Annotated in this window: 15 protein-coding genes; 8 read left to right on the top strand and 7 right to left on the bottom strand. The window is 60.0% G+C overall.

Going from position 1 to position 19,686, the window contains the following annotated elements; all coding sequences use genetic code 11:
* From AKL27_RS01485 to AKL27_RS01475, 3 genes are all read left to right on the top strand, one after another.
* The coding region (locus AKL27_RS01485) for a phosphatase PAP2 family protein (RefSeq protein WP_157056744.1) at positions 1-501 on the top strand (501 nt) is incomplete at its 5' end.
* Position 502: 1 nt separating this feature from the next.
* Positions 503-1,435 (top strand): diacylglycerol/lipid kinase family protein, encoded by a 933-nt coding sequence (locus AKL27_RS01480; protein ID WP_050460786.1) that lies wholly within the window; start codon positions 503-505, stop codon positions 1,433-1,435.
* 49 nt (positions 1,436-1,484) lie between these two features.
* On the top strand, positions 1,485-2,300 hold the full coding sequence (locus AKL27_RS01475) for a metallophosphoesterase family protein (protein ID WP_050460785.1): 816 nt from the start codon (positions 1,485-1,487) through the stop codon (positions 2,298-2,300).
* 9 nt (positions 2,301-2,309) lie between these two features.
* Here AKL27_RS01475 and AKL27_RS01470 read toward each other — a convergent pair whose 3' ends face one another.
* Complete coding sequence (locus AKL27_RS01470) at positions 2,310-4,682, bottom strand: membrane-targeted effector domain-containing toxin (RefSeq protein WP_198155851.1); 2,373 nt, start codon at positions 4,680-4,682, stop codon at positions 2,310-2,312.
* Between the two features lie 389 nt (positions 4,683-5,071).
* Between AKL27_RS01470 and AKL27_RS01465 the strand changes: the two genes are divergently transcribed.
* Complete coding sequence (locus tag AKL27_RS01465) at positions 5,072-5,974, top strand: NAD(P)/FAD-dependent oxidoreductase (RefSeq protein ID WP_050460783.1); 903 nt, start codon at positions 5,072-5,074, stop codon at positions 5,972-5,974.
* Between the two features lie 90 nt (positions 5,975-6,064).
* Here the strand turns inward: AKL27_RS01465 and AKL27_RS01460 are convergent, their stop codons facing one another.
* From AKL27_RS01460 to AKL27_RS01430, 6 genes are all read right to left on the bottom strand, one after another.
* Complete coding sequence (locus AKL27_RS01460; protein WP_050460782.1) at positions 6,065-6,847, bottom strand: enoyl-CoA hydratase; 783 nt, start codon at positions 6,845-6,847, stop codon at positions 6,065-6,067.
* On the bottom strand, positions 6,844-8,004 hold the full coding sequence (locus AKL27_RS01455) for an acyl-CoA dehydrogenase family protein (protein ID WP_050460781.1): 1,161 nt from the start codon (positions 8,002-8,004) through the stop codon (positions 6,844-6,846). The genes AKL27_RS01460 and AKL27_RS01455 overlap by 4 nt, the downstream gene beginning before the upstream one ends.
* A 161-nt stretch (positions 8,005-8,165) precedes the next feature.
* Positions 8,166-8,705 (bottom strand): DUF2165 family protein, encoded by a 540-nt coding sequence (locus AKL27_RS01450; RefSeq protein WP_050460780.1) that lies wholly within the window; start codon positions 8,703-8,705, stop codon positions 8,166-8,168.
* Positions 8,706-8,852: 147 nt separating this feature from the next.
* Positions 8,853-12,479, bottom strand: a complete 3,627-nt coding sequence (locus tag AKL27_RS01445) for an indolepyruvate ferredoxin oxidoreductase family protein (RefSeq protein WP_083438777.1) — start codon at positions 12,477-12,479, stop codon at positions 8,853-8,855.
* A 725-nt stretch (positions 12,480-13,204) separates the two neighbouring features.
* Positions 13,205-13,744 (bottom strand): energy transducer TonB family protein, encoded by a 540-nt coding sequence (locus AKL27_RS01435; RefSeq protein WP_408609746.1) that lies wholly within the window; start codon positions 13,742-13,744, stop codon positions 13,205-13,207.
* Between the two features lie 105 nt (positions 13,745-13,849).
* Positions 13,850-15,277, bottom strand: coding sequence for an efflux transporter outer membrane subunit (locus AKL27_RS01430; protein WP_050460833.1), 1,428 nt, complete (start codon positions 15,275-15,277; stop codon positions 13,850-13,852).
* A 279-nt stretch (positions 15,278-15,556) separates the two neighbouring features.
* Between AKL27_RS01430 and AKL27_RS01425 the strand changes: the two genes are divergently transcribed.
* From AKL27_RS01425 to AKL27_RS01410, 4 genes are all read left to right on the top strand, one after another.
* Positions 15,557-16,672 carry an HlyD family secretion protein gene (locus AKL27_RS01425; protein ID WP_050460778.1) on the top strand — a complete coding sequence of 372 codons (1,116 nt, stop codon included), beginning with the start codon at positions 15,557-15,559 and terminating at the stop codon, positions 16,670-16,672.
* Positions 16,669-18,267 carry a DHA2 family efflux MFS transporter permease subunit gene (locus AKL27_RS01420; protein ID WP_050460777.1) on the top strand — a complete coding sequence of 533 codons (1,599 nt, stop codon included), beginning with the start codon at positions 16,669-16,671 and terminating at the stop codon, positions 18,265-18,267. Before AKL27_RS01425 ends, AKL27_RS01420 begins: the two co-directional genes overlap by 4 nt.
* Before the next feature lie 57 nt (positions 18,268-18,324).
* Positions 18,325-19,026 carry an SDR family oxidoreductase gene (locus AKL27_RS01415; protein WP_050460776.1) on the top strand — a complete coding sequence of 234 codons (702 nt, stop codon included), beginning with the start codon at positions 18,325-18,327 and terminating at the stop codon, positions 19,024-19,026.
* A gap of 84 nt (positions 19,027-19,110) precedes the next feature.
* Positions 19,111-19,599, top strand: a complete 489-nt coding sequence (locus AKL27_RS01410; protein ID WP_050460775.1) for a winged helix-turn-helix transcriptional regulator — start codon at positions 19,111-19,113, stop codon at positions 19,597-19,599.
* Positions 19,600-19,686 lie beyond the last annotated feature (87 nt).

Here is a 19,686-nt window from a genome sequence, read left to right as displayed (position 1 = left end):
TTGTTCTATACCCATATCCACGGCACCATCGGCGTTTTGTCGATGAGCGCGGTCTTGATGTTGTATCTGCTGCGCATCAAAAACTGGCGCTGGCTGATCGCGGTGCCGGTCACGGTACTCGGCGGCATGGCGCTTAATTTGTGGTTCAAACATGTATTCGTGCGCGCCCGGCCGGTATTCGAACAACCGTTGCTGGTGATGGACAGCTTCAGCTTTCCGAGCGGCCATACCGTTGGCGCCACGGTGTTTTACAGCGTGCTGGCGGCCTGGCTGTGCAGCCGTCCGGCCAATCAGAGCGTGGGCCGGCGCGGTGCCATCATCGGCCTGGCTTTGCTGTTGACCGTCTTGACCGGCCTGACCCGGATTTATCTCGGCGTGCATTATTTCAGCGATGTCGTGGCCGGTATGCTGGAAGGCATTTGCTGGTTCCTGCTGACCGCGATTCTGGTCCTGCAATTGCCCGGCTCACGCACCGGCACCAGCACGGCCAAGCGATCCTGACATGCCACCTGACACGCCTGTGCCCGGCACCGATATTGTCGTCATCATCAACGCCAACGCCGGCGGTGGTCATGCCGAAGAAATCGCGCGCGACATCACGGCGCAATTTCTGGCGCTCGGCCAGCATGCCTGCGTCACGCTGGCACGCGATGGCAAGCATATGATCGCCACCGCCGAAGCTGCCGTGCGTGACGGCATTGCCAAGGTCGCAGTCGGTGGCGGCGACGGCAGTGTCAATGCCGTGGCCAGCGTGCTGGCAGGGACCACAACCGCATTCGGCGTATTGCCAATGGGTACCCTGAATCACTTTGCCAAGGATTTGCAAATACCGCTGGCGCTGGATCAGGCGATTCACACCATCGCCACCGGCCGAGCGCTGCTGGTCGACACCGGCGAGGTCAATGGTGTGTTGTTCGTCAATAATTCCAGCCTGGGTTTGTATCCGGATATCGTGCACGATCGCGAAAAACAGCAAAACCGGCTCGGCCGCGGCAAATGGCTGGCCTTTTGCTGGGCTGCCCTCGGTGCATTGCGGCGCTATCCCTTCCTTGACGTCAGACTGAGCATCGAGGATCAGGAACACCGGCGGCGCACGCCGTTTGTATTTATCGGCAACAATGAATATCTGATGGAAGGTTTCAACATCGGCACTCGCACCACGCTGACCTGTGGCAAGCTCAGCCTGTACGTTTGCCATCGCACCGGTCGCCTCGGCCTGCTGCGGCTGGCCATGCATGCCTTGTTCGGACGCCTGCATCAGGCCAGCGATTTCGACATGTTGACCGCCACCGAGATCAGTATCGAAACCCGTCATCGCAGTATCCGGGTTGCCACCGACGGCGAAGTCAATCTGATGCGCACGCCCTTGCACTATCGGATCCGGCCGGCGTCACTGAGCGTGCTGGTGCCAGCCGTCACTGCCGTGGCAGCCTGAGCGCAAGGAACCCGCCGGACCACACTTGATACAGGAGCCAGCCCGATTCATGCGCACCATCGTTCATTTGTCAGATCTGCATTTCGGCCGTGTCGATCAAGCCCTGCTGGCGCCGATCACGGCGCAGATCCACGCGCTGCAACCGGATCTGGTCGTGGTTTCCGGCGACCTCACGCAACGCGCCCGCAGTATTCAGTTTGAACAGGCAAAAGCCTTTCTGGACGGCTTGCCGCAACCGCAAATCGTGGTGCCCGGCAATCACGATATTCCGCTGCACAATGTCGCCGCCCGTTTTTTGCTGCCGCTGCGAGGCTATCGACGCTACATCTGCAACGATCTGCAACCGGCTTTCATTGATGATGAAATTGCGGTGGTGGGCGTCAATACCGCCCGTTCACTGACTTTCAAGGATGGCCGCATCAACGCTGCACAAATCGCGCTGGCAAGAAAGCAACTGGCGGCGGCCGGCGAGCATGTCACCAAGATCATCGTGACCCATCATCCGTTCGACTTGCCGGTGCTCAGGCGCAGCCGCGATCTGGTTGGCAGCGCCGCGCAGGCAATGCAGGGGTTTGCCGCCTGCGGCGCCGACCTGCTGCTGGCCGGTCACATCCACATCAGCTCGGCCGGCAATACCGCCGCGCGCTATCAGATCCCCGGTTATTCCGCGCTGGTGGTACAAGCCGGCACCGCGACCTCCACCCGCGCACGCGGCGAAAACAATTCCTTCAATGTGATCCGCATCGCGCCTGACCGGATTGCCATCGAGCGCATGGCATGGGAGCCGCAACCGGGTCAGTTTGTACTGCACACCCGGCAATGCTTTGCCCAGAACGACAATCAGTGGCAGGCCGACGACCGGTAGCCGTCTGCATCAGCCCAATTGCGGCACATGCCAGCCGGTACCGATCTCCAGCAACAAATCCGATTTGACGACGGCCGACTCGGGGCCGATGCCTACTCTCCCCAACAGGCCGACATCCGCCGTAATCCGAGTCGGCATCTCTTTCGCGACATCCTGAACCCGCAGCCCCGGCACCCCGGTCAACTCTGCCAGGCCGGGAATGCCCTGGAAGGTGTTGGCGTGGGAATTGCCCACCAGCGCCACCCACTTATGGCTGCCGTTGACCGTCTGATCGGCCGCAATCACTTTGCTGGCATAGTAATTCATCACTTTCTGGCGCACCGGACCTCCGGGCGGAATGTCATCGACGCCTTTCAAGTGATAGCTGGCGGCGCCATCGATTGCCTGGATCCGGATCTCATGCTGGCGCGCCACGCTCACCATGTTTTCAAAGGTATAGGGAGAATTGGCATTGGTAATTTGCTGCCGGTCCTGCACGCGCAGGTAATCCGTCAGTTCTTGCGGCATTTTTCCGCTGCGGTAATAGCTGTCCAGACCGGCCTGATGAAAATCCGTCAGCAAATGTTCCATATAGAGCGTGGCGACACCCTGCTCTTTGAATCTGCGCATATTGTCGATCAGGAATTTTTTGCTCGCCATGGAATCATGGCTCTCGCCAACCACCAATCCGCCTCCCTGTTTGTACACTTCGCAGATCAGTTTCTGCGGCGTGTTCACCACCGCAAGATCCGGCATCGCAGGGCGTGCAGGTAATTGCACCGAGGCGTAAAAAGTATTGCTCTGCCGGACCAGATTGTCCCGGTTTGCGTTGAATGCCTCATCTGCCTCTTCAAATGCGTAGTTGTAATCAAGCGCATGCAACTCTCCCTTGAAATTGACCGCATTCTCAAGTTGTGCGCGGTCCCCGGGTGGCACTTCGAAAGCACCGAATTGCGGATAATCGCGGCCGCACGGCGCCCGCTGCCGCGGAAACGAAGGTGGGCTGACCGGGTGCAGCAGAGGCGACGCCATGCGATCCGAATCGACGCTGGCTCTTCTGGCGGTGTAGCTGCCAGATCCGGAAAATCCGCTATCCGAACCGGGAATCTCGCTGGCGATCCGGGATGCCCCCTTGCCGCCGCCGGCCAATTGTGGCCGCATTGCGCTGAAACTGCCATCGTCGTTTTTGTGCAGATAGGGCGAGCGCGCATCGTATACCTGCTTGCCACGCTCCACCAGGCGGCTCTGTCCCGCGCCATCCCTCTGAATCCGATACAGTGCGCCGGCAATCGGCGCGTACGGCTCCTGATTGATCTGATACAGCACCGTTGCATCAAGTACAGCGGCGCTTGCGTGCGGGGTGCGATAGGCCGTGAGTTCATCGGCAGCAATGACCCGGAGACCCCGACCGGCATTGACGTTGGCACCTGCGTAACCAGGATCCGCAGGAATCGCAAAGACCGCGTTGTTCCCGGCTGCGGCCGGAGGAGCGACGTCATCCCGCAACATGGTTGCTGACAATCGCGGTTGGCCATTGCGCCCCGGTGTCTGACGGATCATCGATCTCAGGTAGCCGGTCGATACTTTCCTTGCGCGTTTGGGACGACTCGGCAGCATTTCGTTTTCCGGGCCTTGCGCGGTTGTTGCCGCCGGCAATTTCTCGCCCGTGCCGGATGCTGACAGCGGCGCATGCGTAGCACCGGCAACAAGCCCGAGCCGGGCGCCGGATGCCAGATCGGTCGCATCGTCGGCAGACGGTGGTGTGGCCTTGAGCATGTTGCTGACATTTTGCACCATGCCTGCGGCGAACTGCATGCAGAACCCGCCATTCCCGGCGACCAGTTGTCCCAACCCCGACAGCATAGAACCGATGCTGACCGCCAATTGCTTGTCTTCCGGGGACAACTCTGTGACGGTGGCAATTTGTCCGGCCATATCGCCGAACGGATCCCGCAACGATGACGCCAGATTGTCCAGGAAATCGGTCGCACGCTGGTCCGAGTAATCGGTAACAATCGGCAATTGCCAGGGCAGGCGAACCACTGACACCGTGTCGTCGCCGGCAGAATCCTGCCTCTGATCGGATCCGGATTCCGGCGCCGGTTCTGTGTCGGTGGTGCGGCGCGTTCTGTTCAACACCAGCTGACTTTGCGCCCCACCGAATTGCGGCATGCCATGGCGGCCATCGCTGCGGTACCCGATATCACTGCCCTCCGCCTGCGCGCCGGAATCGGTCCGCAATCTCAGCGTAACGGTGGTTTGCCGCGTGGCGCAATGCCCGGATTGGCAGTCACCGCCATTGCCGGCATGCGCTGTCTGGCCTGGCGGCGACGCCAGACCAGTCAACGATGGCTGATTGGATGACTCCATTGGCTGCACATTCAGATTCTGCGTCGTTGTCATTACTGATGCAGGCCGTGCGCGGTGCATTGATCACTGCCGCCGGATGCGGTCGGCAGCGGAAAGTCAGCAATGACACCGTAGCAGCCAATAGAAGTTGAAGAGCGGTTGATTCTAGGAGCAAAGTTTCTTTTTGGCAATTATTTATATTTTCACAATTAACTGATTATCTTGATCGATGTCCATGCCGTCGAACGCAGACTTCCTGCAAGACCTGCCAGCATCGCCGGCGCGCTGCCTGGCATTCCAAAAAGCAATACGTTTGCCTGAATCCGATCAAAATCCGCTGCCCTGATTGTTTTGCATGCATCGCCGGCGCTGATTTTTCATTTCATGTATTATTATAAGTTACTTGAAATGAAAAACCGATAATCAATACCCGGAGTAACAAAATGACAACTCAAGCCACCTGCGATTTTGATGTAATCGTCATCGGCGGCAGCTATGCCGGCCTGTCCGCTGCCTTGCAACTGGCGCGGACGCGGCGTCGGATTTTGATGATCGATGGCGGTGTGCGGCGCAATCGGTTTGCGGCCACTTCACATGGTTTCCTGGGGCAAGACGGACGTGCTCCGGATGCCATTGCTGCCGACGGCCGCCGGCAATTGCAAGCCTACCCCAACGTACAATGGCTCGATGACACCGCCGCCAACGCGGTCAAAAGCGACACCGCGTTTGCCGTATCTACCGCCGGCGGCCACACCGTGCATGGCGCGCGACTGGTGCTGGCGACCGGTGTCGTCGATGAATTGCCGGCCATTGATGGCCTGGCCGAGCGCTGGGGACAAAGCGTGTTCCACTGTCCCTATTGTCACGGCTATGAACTGAATGCCGGCCAGATCGGCGTGCTGGCGACTGGTCCGATGTCCCTGCATCACGCGACCTTGCTGCCGGACTGGGGTCAGGTGACTTTGTTCACCAATGGTGCGCTGGTGCTTGATGAGACACAGCATGCCGATTTGCGCAAACGCGGCGTGCACATCGAAATCACCCCGGTGGCGCGCATCAGCAACACCGCCACGGTGGAATTGCAGGATGGCCGGAGATTGACTATGGCCGGCCTGTTCACACTCAGCCGCACGCATATGGCAAGCCCGCTGGCGCAGCAACTGGGATGTGATTTCGAGGAAGGCCCGCTGGGCGCATTCATCAAGACCGAAATGACCAAAGAAACCAGCGTCAGCGGCGTATTTGCCTGTGGCGATGCGGCGCGCATGGCCGGCAGTGTCGCGCTGGCGGTCGGTGATGGTGCAATGGCCGGGGTCGGCGCGCATCAATCGCTGCTGTTCCGCTGACTTTCCGTTCCTCTCCCGCACGCCACGCCAGAAGTAAAAAAGCCCTGTCCGAGACAGGGCTTGATCAGCGCTCAAACATGCATCAATACATCAGGCATTCTTCCATTGCGCCGCGCGTTTTTGCAGGAAAGCATTGACGCCTTCTTTCTGGTCTTCGGTTTCGAACAAGCCCATGAACAGATCGCGTTCTACCGGCAGATTCAGCGCCAGCGGGTTGTTGCGCGCGCCCTGAATCAGTTTCTTGCTGGCCGTCACGCTCGACGGGCTTTGCTTGTCGACTTGCTGCGCCAGTTCCAGCGCCCGTTGCTTGGCCTGGCCCTTGGCCACTACTTCTTCCACCAGACCGATACGCAGCGCCGTTTCGGCAGTCACACGTTCGCCGCACAGAATCATGCGCTTGGCCCAGCCCTCGCCCACCAGCCATGGCAACAATTGCGTGCCGCCAGCGCATGGCAACAAACCGACCGCCGCTTCCGGCAAGGCCATTTGCGCCTGCTCTTCGGCAATCCGTATATCACACGCCAGCGCACACTCAAGGCCACCGCCCATGGCGTAGCCATTGACTGCCGCAATCGACACACCGCGGAACTGGCTCAGCGTTTCAAACGCTTCGCCGAAGCGGCGCGCCATATCCAGTGCCACGGCTTTGTCGCCATCGGCAAAGGCTTTCAGATCGGCGCCGGCGGAAAAGAATTTCTCGCCCTCGCCGGTCACCACCAGACTATAGATTTCGCGATTGGTATTCAACTCCCTCACCAGCCGCGCCAGATCAGCCAGTGCGGCGCTGGTCCAGGTATTGGCCGGCGGGTTGGACAAGGTCAGTATCGCGGTGTGACCGCTGATTTCCAGCTTCAGATTGGTATAGGTGCTCATCGGATGTCCTCGTTCGATTCGTTGCTCAATAAGTGACGGGCAATGATGACCCGCATGATTTCGTTGGTGCCTTCCAGAATCTGATGCACGCGTACATCGCGGAAATAACGCTCCAGCGGATATTCGCGGATGTAGCCGTAGCCGCCATGAATTTGCAGCGCTTCATTGCAGATCTTGAACCCGAGATCAGTCGCCAGGCGCTTGGCCATGGCGCAATAGGTGGTAGCGTTGGGGGAACCGGCGTCGAGCTTGCAGGCTGCCAGACGCACCATTTGCCGCGCCGCGACCAGTTCGGTCTGCATGTCGGCCAGCTTGAATTGCAGGGCCTGAAAATCGGCCAGCGGCCGGTTGAACTGGCGCCGTTCTTTCATATAGGCATGCGCGGCATTGAGCGCCGCTTGCGCCGCACCGACGGAACAGGTGGCGATATTGATACGGCCGCCGTCGAGTCCCTTCATGGCAAACTTGAAGCCCTCCCCCTCCTGCCCCAACAAATGATCGGCCGGCACGCGCACGTTGTCGAAACTGATGGTGCGGGTGGGCTGGCTGTTCCAGCCCATTTTGACTTCCTTCTTGCCATAGCTGATGCCGGCAGTATCAGCCGGCACCACCAGTGCGGAAATTCCCTTGGGACCTTCGCCGCCGGTACGCGCCATCAACACCAGCACGTCGGTGGCGCCGGCGCCCGAGATGAATGCCTTGGAACCATTGATTACATAATGACCATCGACCAGTTTGGCCGTGGTTTTGAGAGAACCTGCATCGGAACCGGCACCCGGTTCGGTCAGGCAATAAGAGCCGATCTTGCGGCCGCTGGCCAGTGCTTCACACCAGACCGCCTTGACCGCCGGTGTCGCCCACGACGCCACCATCCAGCTCACCATATTGTGAATGGTCAGAAATGCGGCCGTTGACGGACAGGCGCTGGCCAGTTCTTCGAATACCACGGTGGCATCCAGTCGCGACAGGCTCAGACCACCGTCTGCCTCGGGCGTATACAAGCCGCAAAAACCGAGTTCGCCAGCCTTGGCAATGACATCCACCGGGAAGTGCGCCTCTTCATCCCATTTGGCCGCATGCGGTGCCATCTCGCCGGCGGCAAATTCGCGCGCGCTGCGCTGAAACGCCAGTTGGTCTTCGTTCAGTTCAAAATCCATGCTTGTCTCCGTCAAGGCTTCTGTTTAATCATCATTTACTTGTTGTTGCCTGCAGACTACTGCAAAAACTGCAGCGCCGCTGTCGCCGGCGCGACATTGCCACCTCCGGCCTGGCCAGCTTGTGCCGCTGCGGACCGCAATGACTGCCGGTGCTGCCCGCGTTACATTTTGTCGCTGCCGCTCAGAATCTTGCGGGCCACTTCCTGCTCCGACAAATCGCGGTCGGGCTGATTGACGAAAATCATCACACCGAGAATCGCCATGTAAAAACGAAATGCCGCTTGCTGCCCATTCCATTGCGGCGATTGCCACATGACGAACCATTCGCCGCCAATCACCATGAACCCCAAAAACCAGACCATGAACCCGACGCCGCACCCCGTCAGTACCCGGATCTTGGCGGCATCAAAGCCGGTGCCGCTGGCATGCCGGGCTTGCCACAAGGTCCACGCGCCCGCCAGCAGCAATACAAAGGTCAGCACCTCGCCGCCGATAATCATCCAATACGCCGCATGCCACAGCCATTCGTCGCTGATTGCCCGATAACGCAAGGCGTTGCCGGGAAAGGTGGTGTCCATGGCCAGCACATGCTGCACGAAGGCCAGATTGGAACCGTAATCGGTCAGGTTGTTGAAACTGACCAGAAAGGCGAAGGCGGCAAGCGCCAGGCACAAGGCAATTTTTATCAGGCGTAAGGACATTGATCACTCCATCGGCAGCGTGACGCAACACCCGCAAGTGCAGCGTCAATCCGGGGCAATGCACTGCACTGGCAGTGCATCATTGACAATAAATTGCCAATGGTACAACAAACAGTTCCAGACATTTCCCGATGGCAATCAATTTTTTTATGCCGCTGCCTCCAGCCCGTTGTGGTCCGTCGCGCGAAAGCGCCGGAGCAAGTCCTGCTGTGCCGTTTGCATCTCCAGTACCGCCTTGTCCTTGACGTGACCGAAGCCGCGCACCCGGTCCGGCAACTGCGCAATCTCGATCGCCAGCGCCAGATTGCCGGCGCGCAATTGCGGCAACAAGGCCAACACCGTATTCCGGTATTCGAGCGCCAGACGGCGCTCCATTTGCCGTTCTTCGGTATAGCCAAAAATATCCAGCTTGCTGCCACGCAGGAACCTGAGCTTGGCCAGCACCCGGAATACCGGCATGATCCATGCGCCGTACTGAGTCTTGAGCAAGCGCCCCTGCGCATCCTTTTTGGCCAGCAGCGGCGGTGCCAGATTGAAACTGAGCTTGTAGTCACCTTCGAATTGCTGTTGCAGATGCTGCGTGAAACTGCCATCAGTATAGAGACGAGCGACTTCATACTCGTCCTTGTACGCCATCAGTTTCGACAGATTGCGCGCCACGGCCAGACTCAGTTTGTCGCCTTGCCCCAACACCGCTTCCGCCTGCCGCACCTGCTGTACTACCGCCGCAAAACCGGCGGCATACCGTTCATCCTGATAGCCGGTCAGGAACGCGACGCGCCGGGTCAGCAACTTGTCCAGTGTTTCCGGCATGCGTAACACCACCGGCTGCGCCGGCACTGCAATACGCTCCACCCGAGCCAGATCGACTGCCGCACGCCGGCCCCACAAGAAACTCTTTTTGTTTGACTCTACGGCGACTCCGTTCATTTCGATGGCACGCAGCAACGCGGCTTCGGTCAGCGGCAATTCACCGCGCTGCCACGCATAGCCGAGCATGAACAGATTGGTGGCAATCGAATCGCCCATCAAGGCCGTCGCCAGCCGGGAGGCATCGATGAAGTCAGCCGACTGCCCGACCGATTCTTCGATCAGCGCGCGGACTTCAGCGAACGGAAATTCCCAGTCCGGATTCTTGGCGAACTGGCCCGGCGGTTGCTGATGCGTGTTCACCACCGCCCGCGTACGGCCCGGACGCATCTTGGAAATGGCGTCATGCGAACCGGCCGTGAGCATGTCGCAGCCAAGGATCAGATCGGCTTCGCCGGTGGCGATGCGCTGCGCCCGGATCGCTTGCGGCGTCTGCGCAATGCGTACATGCGAAGTGACCGAGCCATTCTTTTGCGACATCCCGGTCATGTCCAGCACCGATGCGCCCTTGCCTTCCAGATGCGCGGCCATGCCCATCAAGGCGCCGATGGTAATGACGCCGGTGCCGCCGATACCGTTGATCAGAATATTGAACGGCGTATCGCAACCGGGAATCACCGGCTCCGGCAATGCGCCGAAATCATCCACGCTGTCCTTGCTGGTGACGCCGGTCTTCGATTTCTTCAGCTTGCCGCCGGTGACGGTGACAAAGCTTGGGCAAAAACCTTTGACGCAGGAATAATCCTTGTTGCAGGACGATTGATCAATCGCGCGCTTGCGGCCGAATTCGGTTTCCAGCGGCAAGATTGAGGTGCAGTTGGATTGCACGCCGCAATCGCCGCAGCCTTCGCATACCGCTTCATTGATGAACAAGCGCTGATCGGGGTCGGGATATTCGCCTTTTTTGCGACGCCGGCGTTTTTCCGCCGCGCAGGTCTGGTCGTAAATGATGACGCTGACACCGCTCACTTCCCGCAACTCGCGCTGTATCGCATCCATGTCCTTGCGATCATGCACGGTCACCAGCGCCGGCAAATTGCTGCGATCGCTGTAGCGCGTGATGTCTTCACTGACCAGCGCGATGCGGGTGATGCCCTCAGCCGCCATTTGCTGTGCAATCATCGGCACCGAGGTGGTGCCATCGACGGGCTGGCCGCCGGTCATGGCAACCGCGTCGTTGTAGAGGATCTTGTAGGTCATGTTGACCTTGGCCGCCACGGCGGCGCGAATCGCCAGATAGCCGGAATGGAAATACGTGCCATCGCCGAGATTGGCAAACACGTGCGGAATCCTGGAAAACGGTGCCTGGCCGATCCACGGCGCACCCTCACCGCCCATATGGGTAGTCAGCTTGTTGAATTCAGGATAAATCGCGGTCGCCATGACGTGGCAACCGATACCGGCCAGCGCGAAGCTGCCTTCCGGCACCTTGGTCGAGGTATTGTGCGGACAACCGGAGCAGTAATACGCCGGCCGCGGCGGCGTGTTGACGGCCTTGGTCAGTACCGCATCCTTGGCATCGAGAAACGCCAGCCGCGCCTTGATCAGGTCACTGGTATGGAAACGCGCGATACGCGCCGCAATCACGCGCGCAATCTGCGCTACCGAAAAATCGGCCTTGGAGGTCAGCAGCCATTCGCCGCGCGGCGCGACCCACTCGCCCTTTTCATCGAACTTGCCGATCACGCGCGGCCGTACATCGTCGCGCCAGTTGTACAACTGTTCTTTCAGCTGATACTCCACCATCTGGCGCTTTTCTTCCACCACCAGAATTTCATCGAGTCCCTGTGCAAACTCGCGCACGCCTTCCGGTTCCAGCGGCCATGGCATGGCTACCTTGAACAGGCGCAAGCCGATGTCGGCGGCAAAGCTTTCATCAATGCCAAGTTCGCTCAAGGCTTCCAGCACATCAAGATACGACTTGCCGGAGGCAATGATGCCGAGCCGCGCCTTCGGGCTGTCGATCATCACCCGGTTCAGCTTGTTGGCGCGGGCATACGCCAGCGCCGCATAGATCTTGTAATCCTGCATCAGCGCTTCTTGCTTGCGCGCCTGCACGCCCAGCGTATCAGTCGACAAGCGGGCATTGAGGCCACCTTCCGGCATCACGAAATCGGGCGGATATTTGATCTCGACGCGGAACGGATCGGCATCTACCGAGGCGCTCGATTCGACCGTATCGGCCAAGGCCTTGAAGCCGACGGTACAGCCGGAAAAGCGCGACATGGCCCAGCCATGCAGACCGAGATCGAGATACTCCTGCACATTGCAGGGATACAACATCGGAATCATCGAAGCCGAAAAAATATGATCGGACTGATGCGGCAAGGTAGATGAATAGGCGCCGTGGTCATCGCCGGCGACCAGCAATACGCCGCCCTTGGCTGAGGTGCCGGCATGGTTCATGTGCTTGAGCACATCGCCGCAGCGGTCCACGCCGGGGCCCTTGCCGTACCACATGGCGAATACGCCATCGTATTTGGCCGGACCGATCAGATCAACCTGCTGGGTGCCCCAGACCGCGGTTGCTGCCATGTCCTCATTGGTACCCGGCTGAAACTTGACCTGGTGCGCATCCAGATGCTTTTGTGCCTTCCACAACGCTTCATCCAGTCCGCCGAGCGGCGAGCCGCGATAGCCGGAAATGAAACCGGCGGTATTCAGGCCGGCCTGGCGGTCGCGAATCTGTTGCAGCAGGGGAAGACGAACCAGCGCCTGTATGCCGGACAGAAAAATCAGGCCGGAAGTCGCGGTGTATTTATCGTCAAGACTGACGTTGGCCAGTGAAGCCGGCGCAATGGAGGGAGCGTGATACCGGGTATACGACTGAGTGGCTGGCTGACGGTCTGCCGATCCTGCAGGATCAGGCATGCCGACAGACTCGGCTGCCGAACGAACTTCCATGGTAAGTCTCCAAAATCGTTATTCAGATATCCACTGTCATTACTGCGCCGGGTACGGTGCATCACTGCCAGAGGAGTCGCCGCGGTAGCGGCATTGGAGTTCGCCTTGAAAGCAGAACTACAATGACCGCAGTCTATAGCGAGTGTTGTCATTGCGGGAAATACGGATTCAACATGGGGGCATAAGTTTTAAATATACCCCGACAAAACGATGTGGTGATGCACGTCAGTCATCTGGCGGTTGTCTCCCGGCACGCTCTCCTGCGCCCCTGCCGGGATTGCCGGCAACGGATCAGGAAAGCGTACGGGAATGGGCTGGATAAGCAACAACAAGCGCAGACAACAAACAACAACCGGTCCGATGTCCCCGGTTACGGTGCGAATCACCACCATGGTAATGGTGTGATCCGCCCCGGGGATACCTGCGGGCAACAAGCGCCCGCAGCATCAGAAATTGAGCGACTGATTCTCCGGAATCGTGATCCGGATAGCGGTTGATGACGACACGTCCGATAAGACGCTTGACCATCAACAGCACGACCGTGGTAGCGGCCCTGGCACTTCTTGGTTCAGCCGAGAACTGAAATGAAGTCTAGCGCCGGCGGGCACGATCGAGGAAATACCGATTGGGGATGGGGGTATAAGATAAAACTATACCCACCTTGAGAGCAGGAGGGTTTTACTGCAATGAAGGTGCGGCGCGGAAACCTTGCGACAACGCCGCCGCTATTCGCTCATCTGTTGCTGCGCCACCGAACGCAATTGAAAGCGGCCATCGTTGTTGAACAGCCAGGTCTCGGATACTTCGACCTTGCCGTTGCGCAGCAGCGCCGGTGGCGGTTTCGGGAATGGTGCGGTACTGCGCAGCGTAGCCAGCGCCGTGGTTTCGCTGGCCTTGTCGCGATTGGTGCGCACCACGTCGCTGCGCAACAGACTGCCATCGCTGCTGACCGTGAAGCGGATCACGATCACCGACCGCAGCAATGCCTGAGGCCGGTCGACATGGACCTTGGTGGAGTTGACGCGTGAAATGCGTTGCGCCAGATCAGTCTTGTATTCGTCCAGCGTGGTCGCGGTCGAGGTGCCGTCTTCGGTAGTCTTGACCTGATCGACAATCGCCTTGACGGTTTCCGCCGTCGTGGTTTTCGGGTCGCCGCCACCGGAACAGCCGGCCACCATCGTCACCAGCAGGCACGCCAGCGGCAATGCCAGGTGGCGGGTAACGGAGGTTGACGGCAGCACCACGATGTCTGAAGAATTTCTCATGCAAATGATCATGACACGAAGTCACGACAGGCGTGCAAATGATATGCCATTAAACCACACTCGCCGCTGACGTGAACTGTCACTCCTGCGCCCACGGATTTCCCGTTACCAGCCACCGCCGAGCGCCCGGAATGTCGCCACCACTGCACGCGCGCTGCCGGTTTGTGCGCGCACCAGCTGATCCCGCGCGGTCAGCAATTCACGGTCTTGCTCCAGCACTTCCATCAGACTGGTGGCGCCCCCTTTATATGCTTCCTCCGATGAATCGCGCGCGCGGGCGCTGGCATCGACTTCGCGCAGCAATTCGCGCCGTTCGGCTTCCTGCGTGGCTTGCATGAGCAAGGCATTTTCCACATCCTCGGCCGCACGCAACATCGATTGCCGGTAACGCGCCAGCGCCTCGGCATTGACGCCTTTGGCGCGCGCCACTTCAGCATCGACCCGGCCGAAATCAAACAAGCGCCAGCGCACACCAAGTAATGCCAGCGGCTGAAAGTTGGCCGCATCCGGCGTGGCGTTGTGCAGACTTTCAAAACCGAGCAATGCCGATAACGAAAACTGCGGGTAATACTCTGCCACGGCACTGCCGATACGCGCGCTGGATGCCGCCAGCCGTCGTTCGGCAGCAATCACGTCGGGGCGCCGGCGCAACAGGTCGCGCGGCGTCAGCGTTGTCGCCAGGGCAGGAATGTTCACCTCGCTTGCGGTGGCCGCCAGTTGTGTCGCATAGGTCCCGGGCTGCACCCCCATCAGCACATCCAGCCGATTGAGTTGAATATCACGCTCCGCCTGCAGCGGCGGCAGCGTGGCGCTGATCTGCGCCACCCGGGCTTGCGCCTGGGCCTGTTCACGCTGCGTCGACATGCCTTCGTGCAAACGCAGCGCCACCAATCTCAGCAAGTCGCTGTCCGCGTTCAGTTGCGCGGTCGCCAGCGCCATCCGGTGTTGCGCACCGCGCACCCGCAAATAAGCGTCGGCAGCTTCCGCCGCTACCGACACCCGCACGCCCATATGGTCCGCCTCTGCCGCTTGCGCTTCGGCGATATCCGCCTCGGCACCGCGCCGCACACCGCCGGCCAGGTCAAGCTCCCAACTGGCACCGACGCCGGCGCTGTAAAGCGTGGCATTGCGCTGATAACCGGGTTGATGACTGGCCAGCTCACCGATGGGACTTTCCAGCGATTGGCGTTGCCCCGCCACTTGCGCATTGGCACTGCCCACCGGCAACAACGCTGCCGACGACAAGCGCGCCACGGCACGCGCTTGTTCAACCCGCGCCTGAGCCGCCGCCAGATCGAGATTTTGACTCAGCACGCGGGTGATGATGGCGCTCAGTTGCGGGTCATTGAATCGGGTCCACCAGACATCCAGCGCCAGCGGTGTTGTGTCGGTTGTTGGTGCGGCATGCACGAAGGCCGGCGACAAATCCGATGGCGGCAACACGTAGTCCGGCCCCACCGCACAGGCAGTCAACGCCAGTGACAGTGCTGCCGCCAGCCATGGCCGAGGTCGTTGCCAGCGCACCAACGCCATGCCTGAAGCCGCCTGCGGACTGCGTTTGCGCGCCACAGGCGCCGATTTCCCTTGCTGCCGGATGGCCATGTTTGCTTCCTTTTTGTTGCGTTCTTAAAAAATCGGATTTAGTTACTTGCATTACGATAGCTTCGAATGTAAAGTAACTTCCATTATGAAAGCAAGGTATTTTTTGCAAGCGATCATCCGTGTTTCCCCGCGGCAATCCGGATCAGCACATTGCCGCAGCCATTCCGATTCCCCTCACCGAGCAGTGCAACGCCATCAGGAGCAATAGTCATGAGCAACACCACCATCCCCACCGGCCAGCCGCCGATTCGCAAGAAAATCAGCGGCCGTACCCGGGTCTTGATTTGCGTGGTGCTGGCCGCCATCATCGGCGCCGCTTATGGCTGGCACTGGTGGCATACCGCACGCTTTATCGAAAACACGGAAGACGCCTATGTCGGCGGCGATATCACCGTGATCAGCCCCAAAGTCCCGGGCTACATTGTGTCTGCGGCGGTCAGCGACAATCAGGTGGTGCATGCCGGCGATTTGCTGGTCAAGCTGGATGACCGTGATTACCGCGCGGCGCTGGACAAGGCCGACGCATCGGTAGCGGCACAACAAGCCTTGCTGGCCAATCTGGATGCCACGCGCAGCTTGCAGCAAGCGGTGATCAGCCAGACCAGAGCCGGCGTACTGGCCAGTGCCGCCGAAACCACGCGGGCGCGCGACGATGAACAGCGCTATCAGAATCTGTCGGCGAAGTCGGCGGTGTCCGTACAAAGCGCCCAGCGCGCCGATGCCGATTACCGGCAGGCTCAAGCCAACGGCCAGAAAGCCCAAGCCGTGCAACTGGCGGCGGAACGGGAGCTGGATGTCATCGCCAGCCGTCGCCAGCAAGCTGTTGCCGCACTGGCGCAGGCCGTCGCCGAACGCGATCTGGCCCGTCTCAATCTGAGCTATACCGAATTGCGGGCGCCGATTGACGGCACCATCGGCAACCGTCGCGCGCGCAATGGCGCCTATGCTGCTGCCGGCAGTCACATGATGTCGCTGGTGCCGGCACGCGGCTTGTGGGTCGATGCCAACTTCAAGGAAAGCCAGCTGGCGCGGCTGCGTCCCGGCCAGGCCGCCACAATTGAAGCCGATGTCTTGCCCGGCCATCAGTTCCACGGTCATATCGCCAGTGTGGCGCCAGCTACCGGTGCGCAGTTCAGCGTCTTGCCGCCGGAAAACGCTACCGGCAATTTCACCCGCATTGTGCAACGGGTGCCAGTGCGCATCGTGCTGGATGAAGCCGACAGTGTATTGGGCACCTTGCGTCCGGGTTTGTCGGTGATTGCCGAAGTCGATGCGCGCAGCAGCCAGCGTAGTGCCCCGGATAACGCCCGGAGCCAGCAACCATGACTGCCAGCGCCGGATTGCGGGCGCCGCTGCAACTGATGCAGCCGGCAGACATGAGCATGACCGCCAAAGTCCTGGCGTTTTCCGCCATGTGTGTCGGCATGTTCATTGCCTTGATCGACATTCAGATCGTCTCGGCCTCATTGCGTGAAATCGGCGGCGGCCTGTCGGCGGGTGTCGATGAAACGGTCTGGGTGCAGACCAGTTATCTGATTGCGGAAATCATCGTTATCCCACTGTCCGGCTGGATGTCGCGCGTGATGTCGACGCGCTGGCTGTTCAGCATCTCGGCGGCCGGCTTCACCATCGCCAGCCTGTTGTGCGGCATCGCCTGGAATATCCAGAGCATGATCGTGTTCCGTGCGCTGCAAGGTTTCCTCGGCGGCTCGATGATTCCGCTGGTATTCACCACCGCCTTTGCCTTCTTTGCCGGCCCGCAGCGCGTGATCGCGGCGGCTACCATCGGCGCCATTGCCTCGCTGGCCCCGACCCTCGGGCCGTCAGTCGGCGGCTGGATTACCGACAACTATTCCTGGCACTGGCTGTTTTTCGTCAATCTGGTCCCCGGCATTTTCGTTACCGTCGCGGTGCCGTTGCTGGTGAAAATCGACCGCGCCGACTGGTCGCTGCTGCGCAACGCCGACTACCTCGGCATGCTGCTGATGGCCTTGTTTCTCGGCTGCCTGGAATACACGCTGGAAGAAGGCCCGCGCTTGGACTGGATGGGCGATCCGACGATTGTCACCACCACCTGGATTGCCGCCGTCAGCAGCGTGTTGTTCATCTGGCGCAGCCTCAGCTATCCGTTTCCGGTGGTCGATTTGCGTGCGCTGAAAGACCGCAATTTCGCACTCGGCTGCTTCTTTTCCTTCATCACCGGAGTCGGCATTTTCGCCACGATTTATCTGACGCCGGTATTTCTCGGCCGGGTACGCGGCTACAGCGCGCTGCAAATCGGCATGGCGGTGTTCTCGACCGGCGTGTTCCAGATCTTGTCGATACCGATCTACGCCTTTTTTGCCAACCGCGTCGATCTGCGCTGGCTGATGATGTTCGGACTGGCTTGCTTTGCCTTGTCGATGTGGCAGTTCGCACCGATCACGCATGACTGGAGCGGTGCCGAACTGATGTTGCCGCAGGCATTGCGCGGCATGGGCCAGCAATTCGCGGTGCCGCCGATTGTCACGCTGACCCTGGGCGGACTGGCGATGGAACGGTTGCGGCTGGCCTCCGGCCTGTTCAATCTGATGCGCAATCTGGGCGGCGCCATCGGCATTGCGGTATGCGCCACCATCCTCAATGACCGCACCAACCTGCACTTTTTCCGGCTGGCCGAACACCTGACCGCCAGCAACGAGGCCACCATCAGCCTGCTGCAAGGTGTCGGCGCCAATCTGGCCGGCGTCGGCAATGATCAGTTGCTGAGCGACACCGGCGCCCTGCGCCAGCTATGGAACCTGACCTATCGGGAAGCACTGACCCTGACCTTCGCCGACACCTTTCTCGCCATCATGGTGTGCTTCATCGTGACCACCGCCATGGTGCCGCTGATGCGCAAAGTCAAACCGCCCAAAATGCCTTCTCCCGATGCCCACTAGTCCATTAGTCCATTCAGCGGGCATGCAAACTCACCTCAACATCAAAGGAAATCCATCATGAAGATCAATGACTCCGTCGCTTTCGTTACCGGTGCCAATCGCGGCCTCGGCCTGGCACTGGTGCATGAATTGCTGGCCCGCGGCGCCAGCAAGGTGTATGCCGGTGTGCGCGACCCGGACAGCATCAAGCTGCCGCGGGTGGTGGCCGTCAAACTCGACGTCACCGATGCCGCTCAGGTCGCGGCGGCGGCGGCTCAATGCGGCGATGTCTCGCTGCTGATCAACAACGCCGGGATTGCCCGCCTCACCAGCTATCTGGATCCGGCTGCCATCGACGTAGCGCGCGAAATCATGGATACCAACTACCTCGGCGTCATCCGCATGAGCCAGGCCTTCACGCCGATTCTCCAACGCAACGGCGGCGGTGCCATCGTCAACGTATTGTCGGTCGGCAGTTGGGTCAATTCGCCGGAACTGTCGCTGTATGCGGCATCCAAATCCGCCGCATGGGGTTTCACCAATGGTTTGCGCACGGCCCTGCGCGAACAGGGCACGCAAGTGCTGGGCTTGCATGTCCGCTTCATGGAAACCGATATGACCGATGGTTTCGAAGCACCCAAGGTGCAACCGCAAGATGTCGCCATACAAACGCTGGCCGGCGTCGAAGACGGTCTGGATGAAGTGCTGGCCGACGACATTACCCGCATTGTCAAACAGGGTCTGGCGACCGGCATTTACCTGTCGCCGCTGCAACGCTGACCCACTTGCCATGGCCGCCGTTGTAATACTGGTAACGGCGGCAACGGCAACCATGACAGACCGCAACTGCATCAGGAGCCCGCCATGCAACGTAAACATTTCGGCAACATGCAATGCCCCATCGCGCGCAGCCTGGAGCGCGTCGGCGAATGGTGGAGCATTCTGATTTTGCGCGATGCCTTTTACGGTCTGAGTCGTTTTGATGAATTTCAAAAGAGTCTGGATATCGCCCCCAACATACTGACGCGCCGATTGCAGACGCTGGTCGCCGAAGGCATGCTGGAACGCCAACTGTATTGCAGCAAACCGCCGCGTTACGCCTATGTGCTGACGCCGCGTGCCCGTGATTTTCGCCCGGTATTGCTGACGCTGATGGCATGGGGCAACCAGCACTTCGCCCCGGAAGGCGCCAGCGTCGTCTTGCGCGATGTCGCCACCGGCCATCAGGTGGAACCGATACTGACAGATGCCGTCAGCGGCCAGCGCATCACGCCGCAGCAACATGTGGTCAGTGCCGGCCCCGCTGCCGCAACACCGATGCGGCGACGCATTGCCGGCACCGGCAGCAAATGATGCAGTGCTGCCGTCACCGGCAAGTCACAAAACAATAAGCACGCGTCACATACGCAGCAGAAACTGCACTGCCACCCTCCTCTGCAT

It is taken from the genome of Herbaspirillum autotrophicum, assembly GCF_001189915.1.
In the GTDB taxonomy this organism is placed as follows: Bacteria; Pseudomonadota; Gammaproteobacteria; order Burkholderiales; family Burkholderiaceae_D; genus Herbaspirillum; species Herbaspirillum autotrophicum.
The sequence above is the reverse complement of the archived record's forward strand: the minus strand, read 5'-3'. Positions and strand labels throughout refer to the sequence as shown.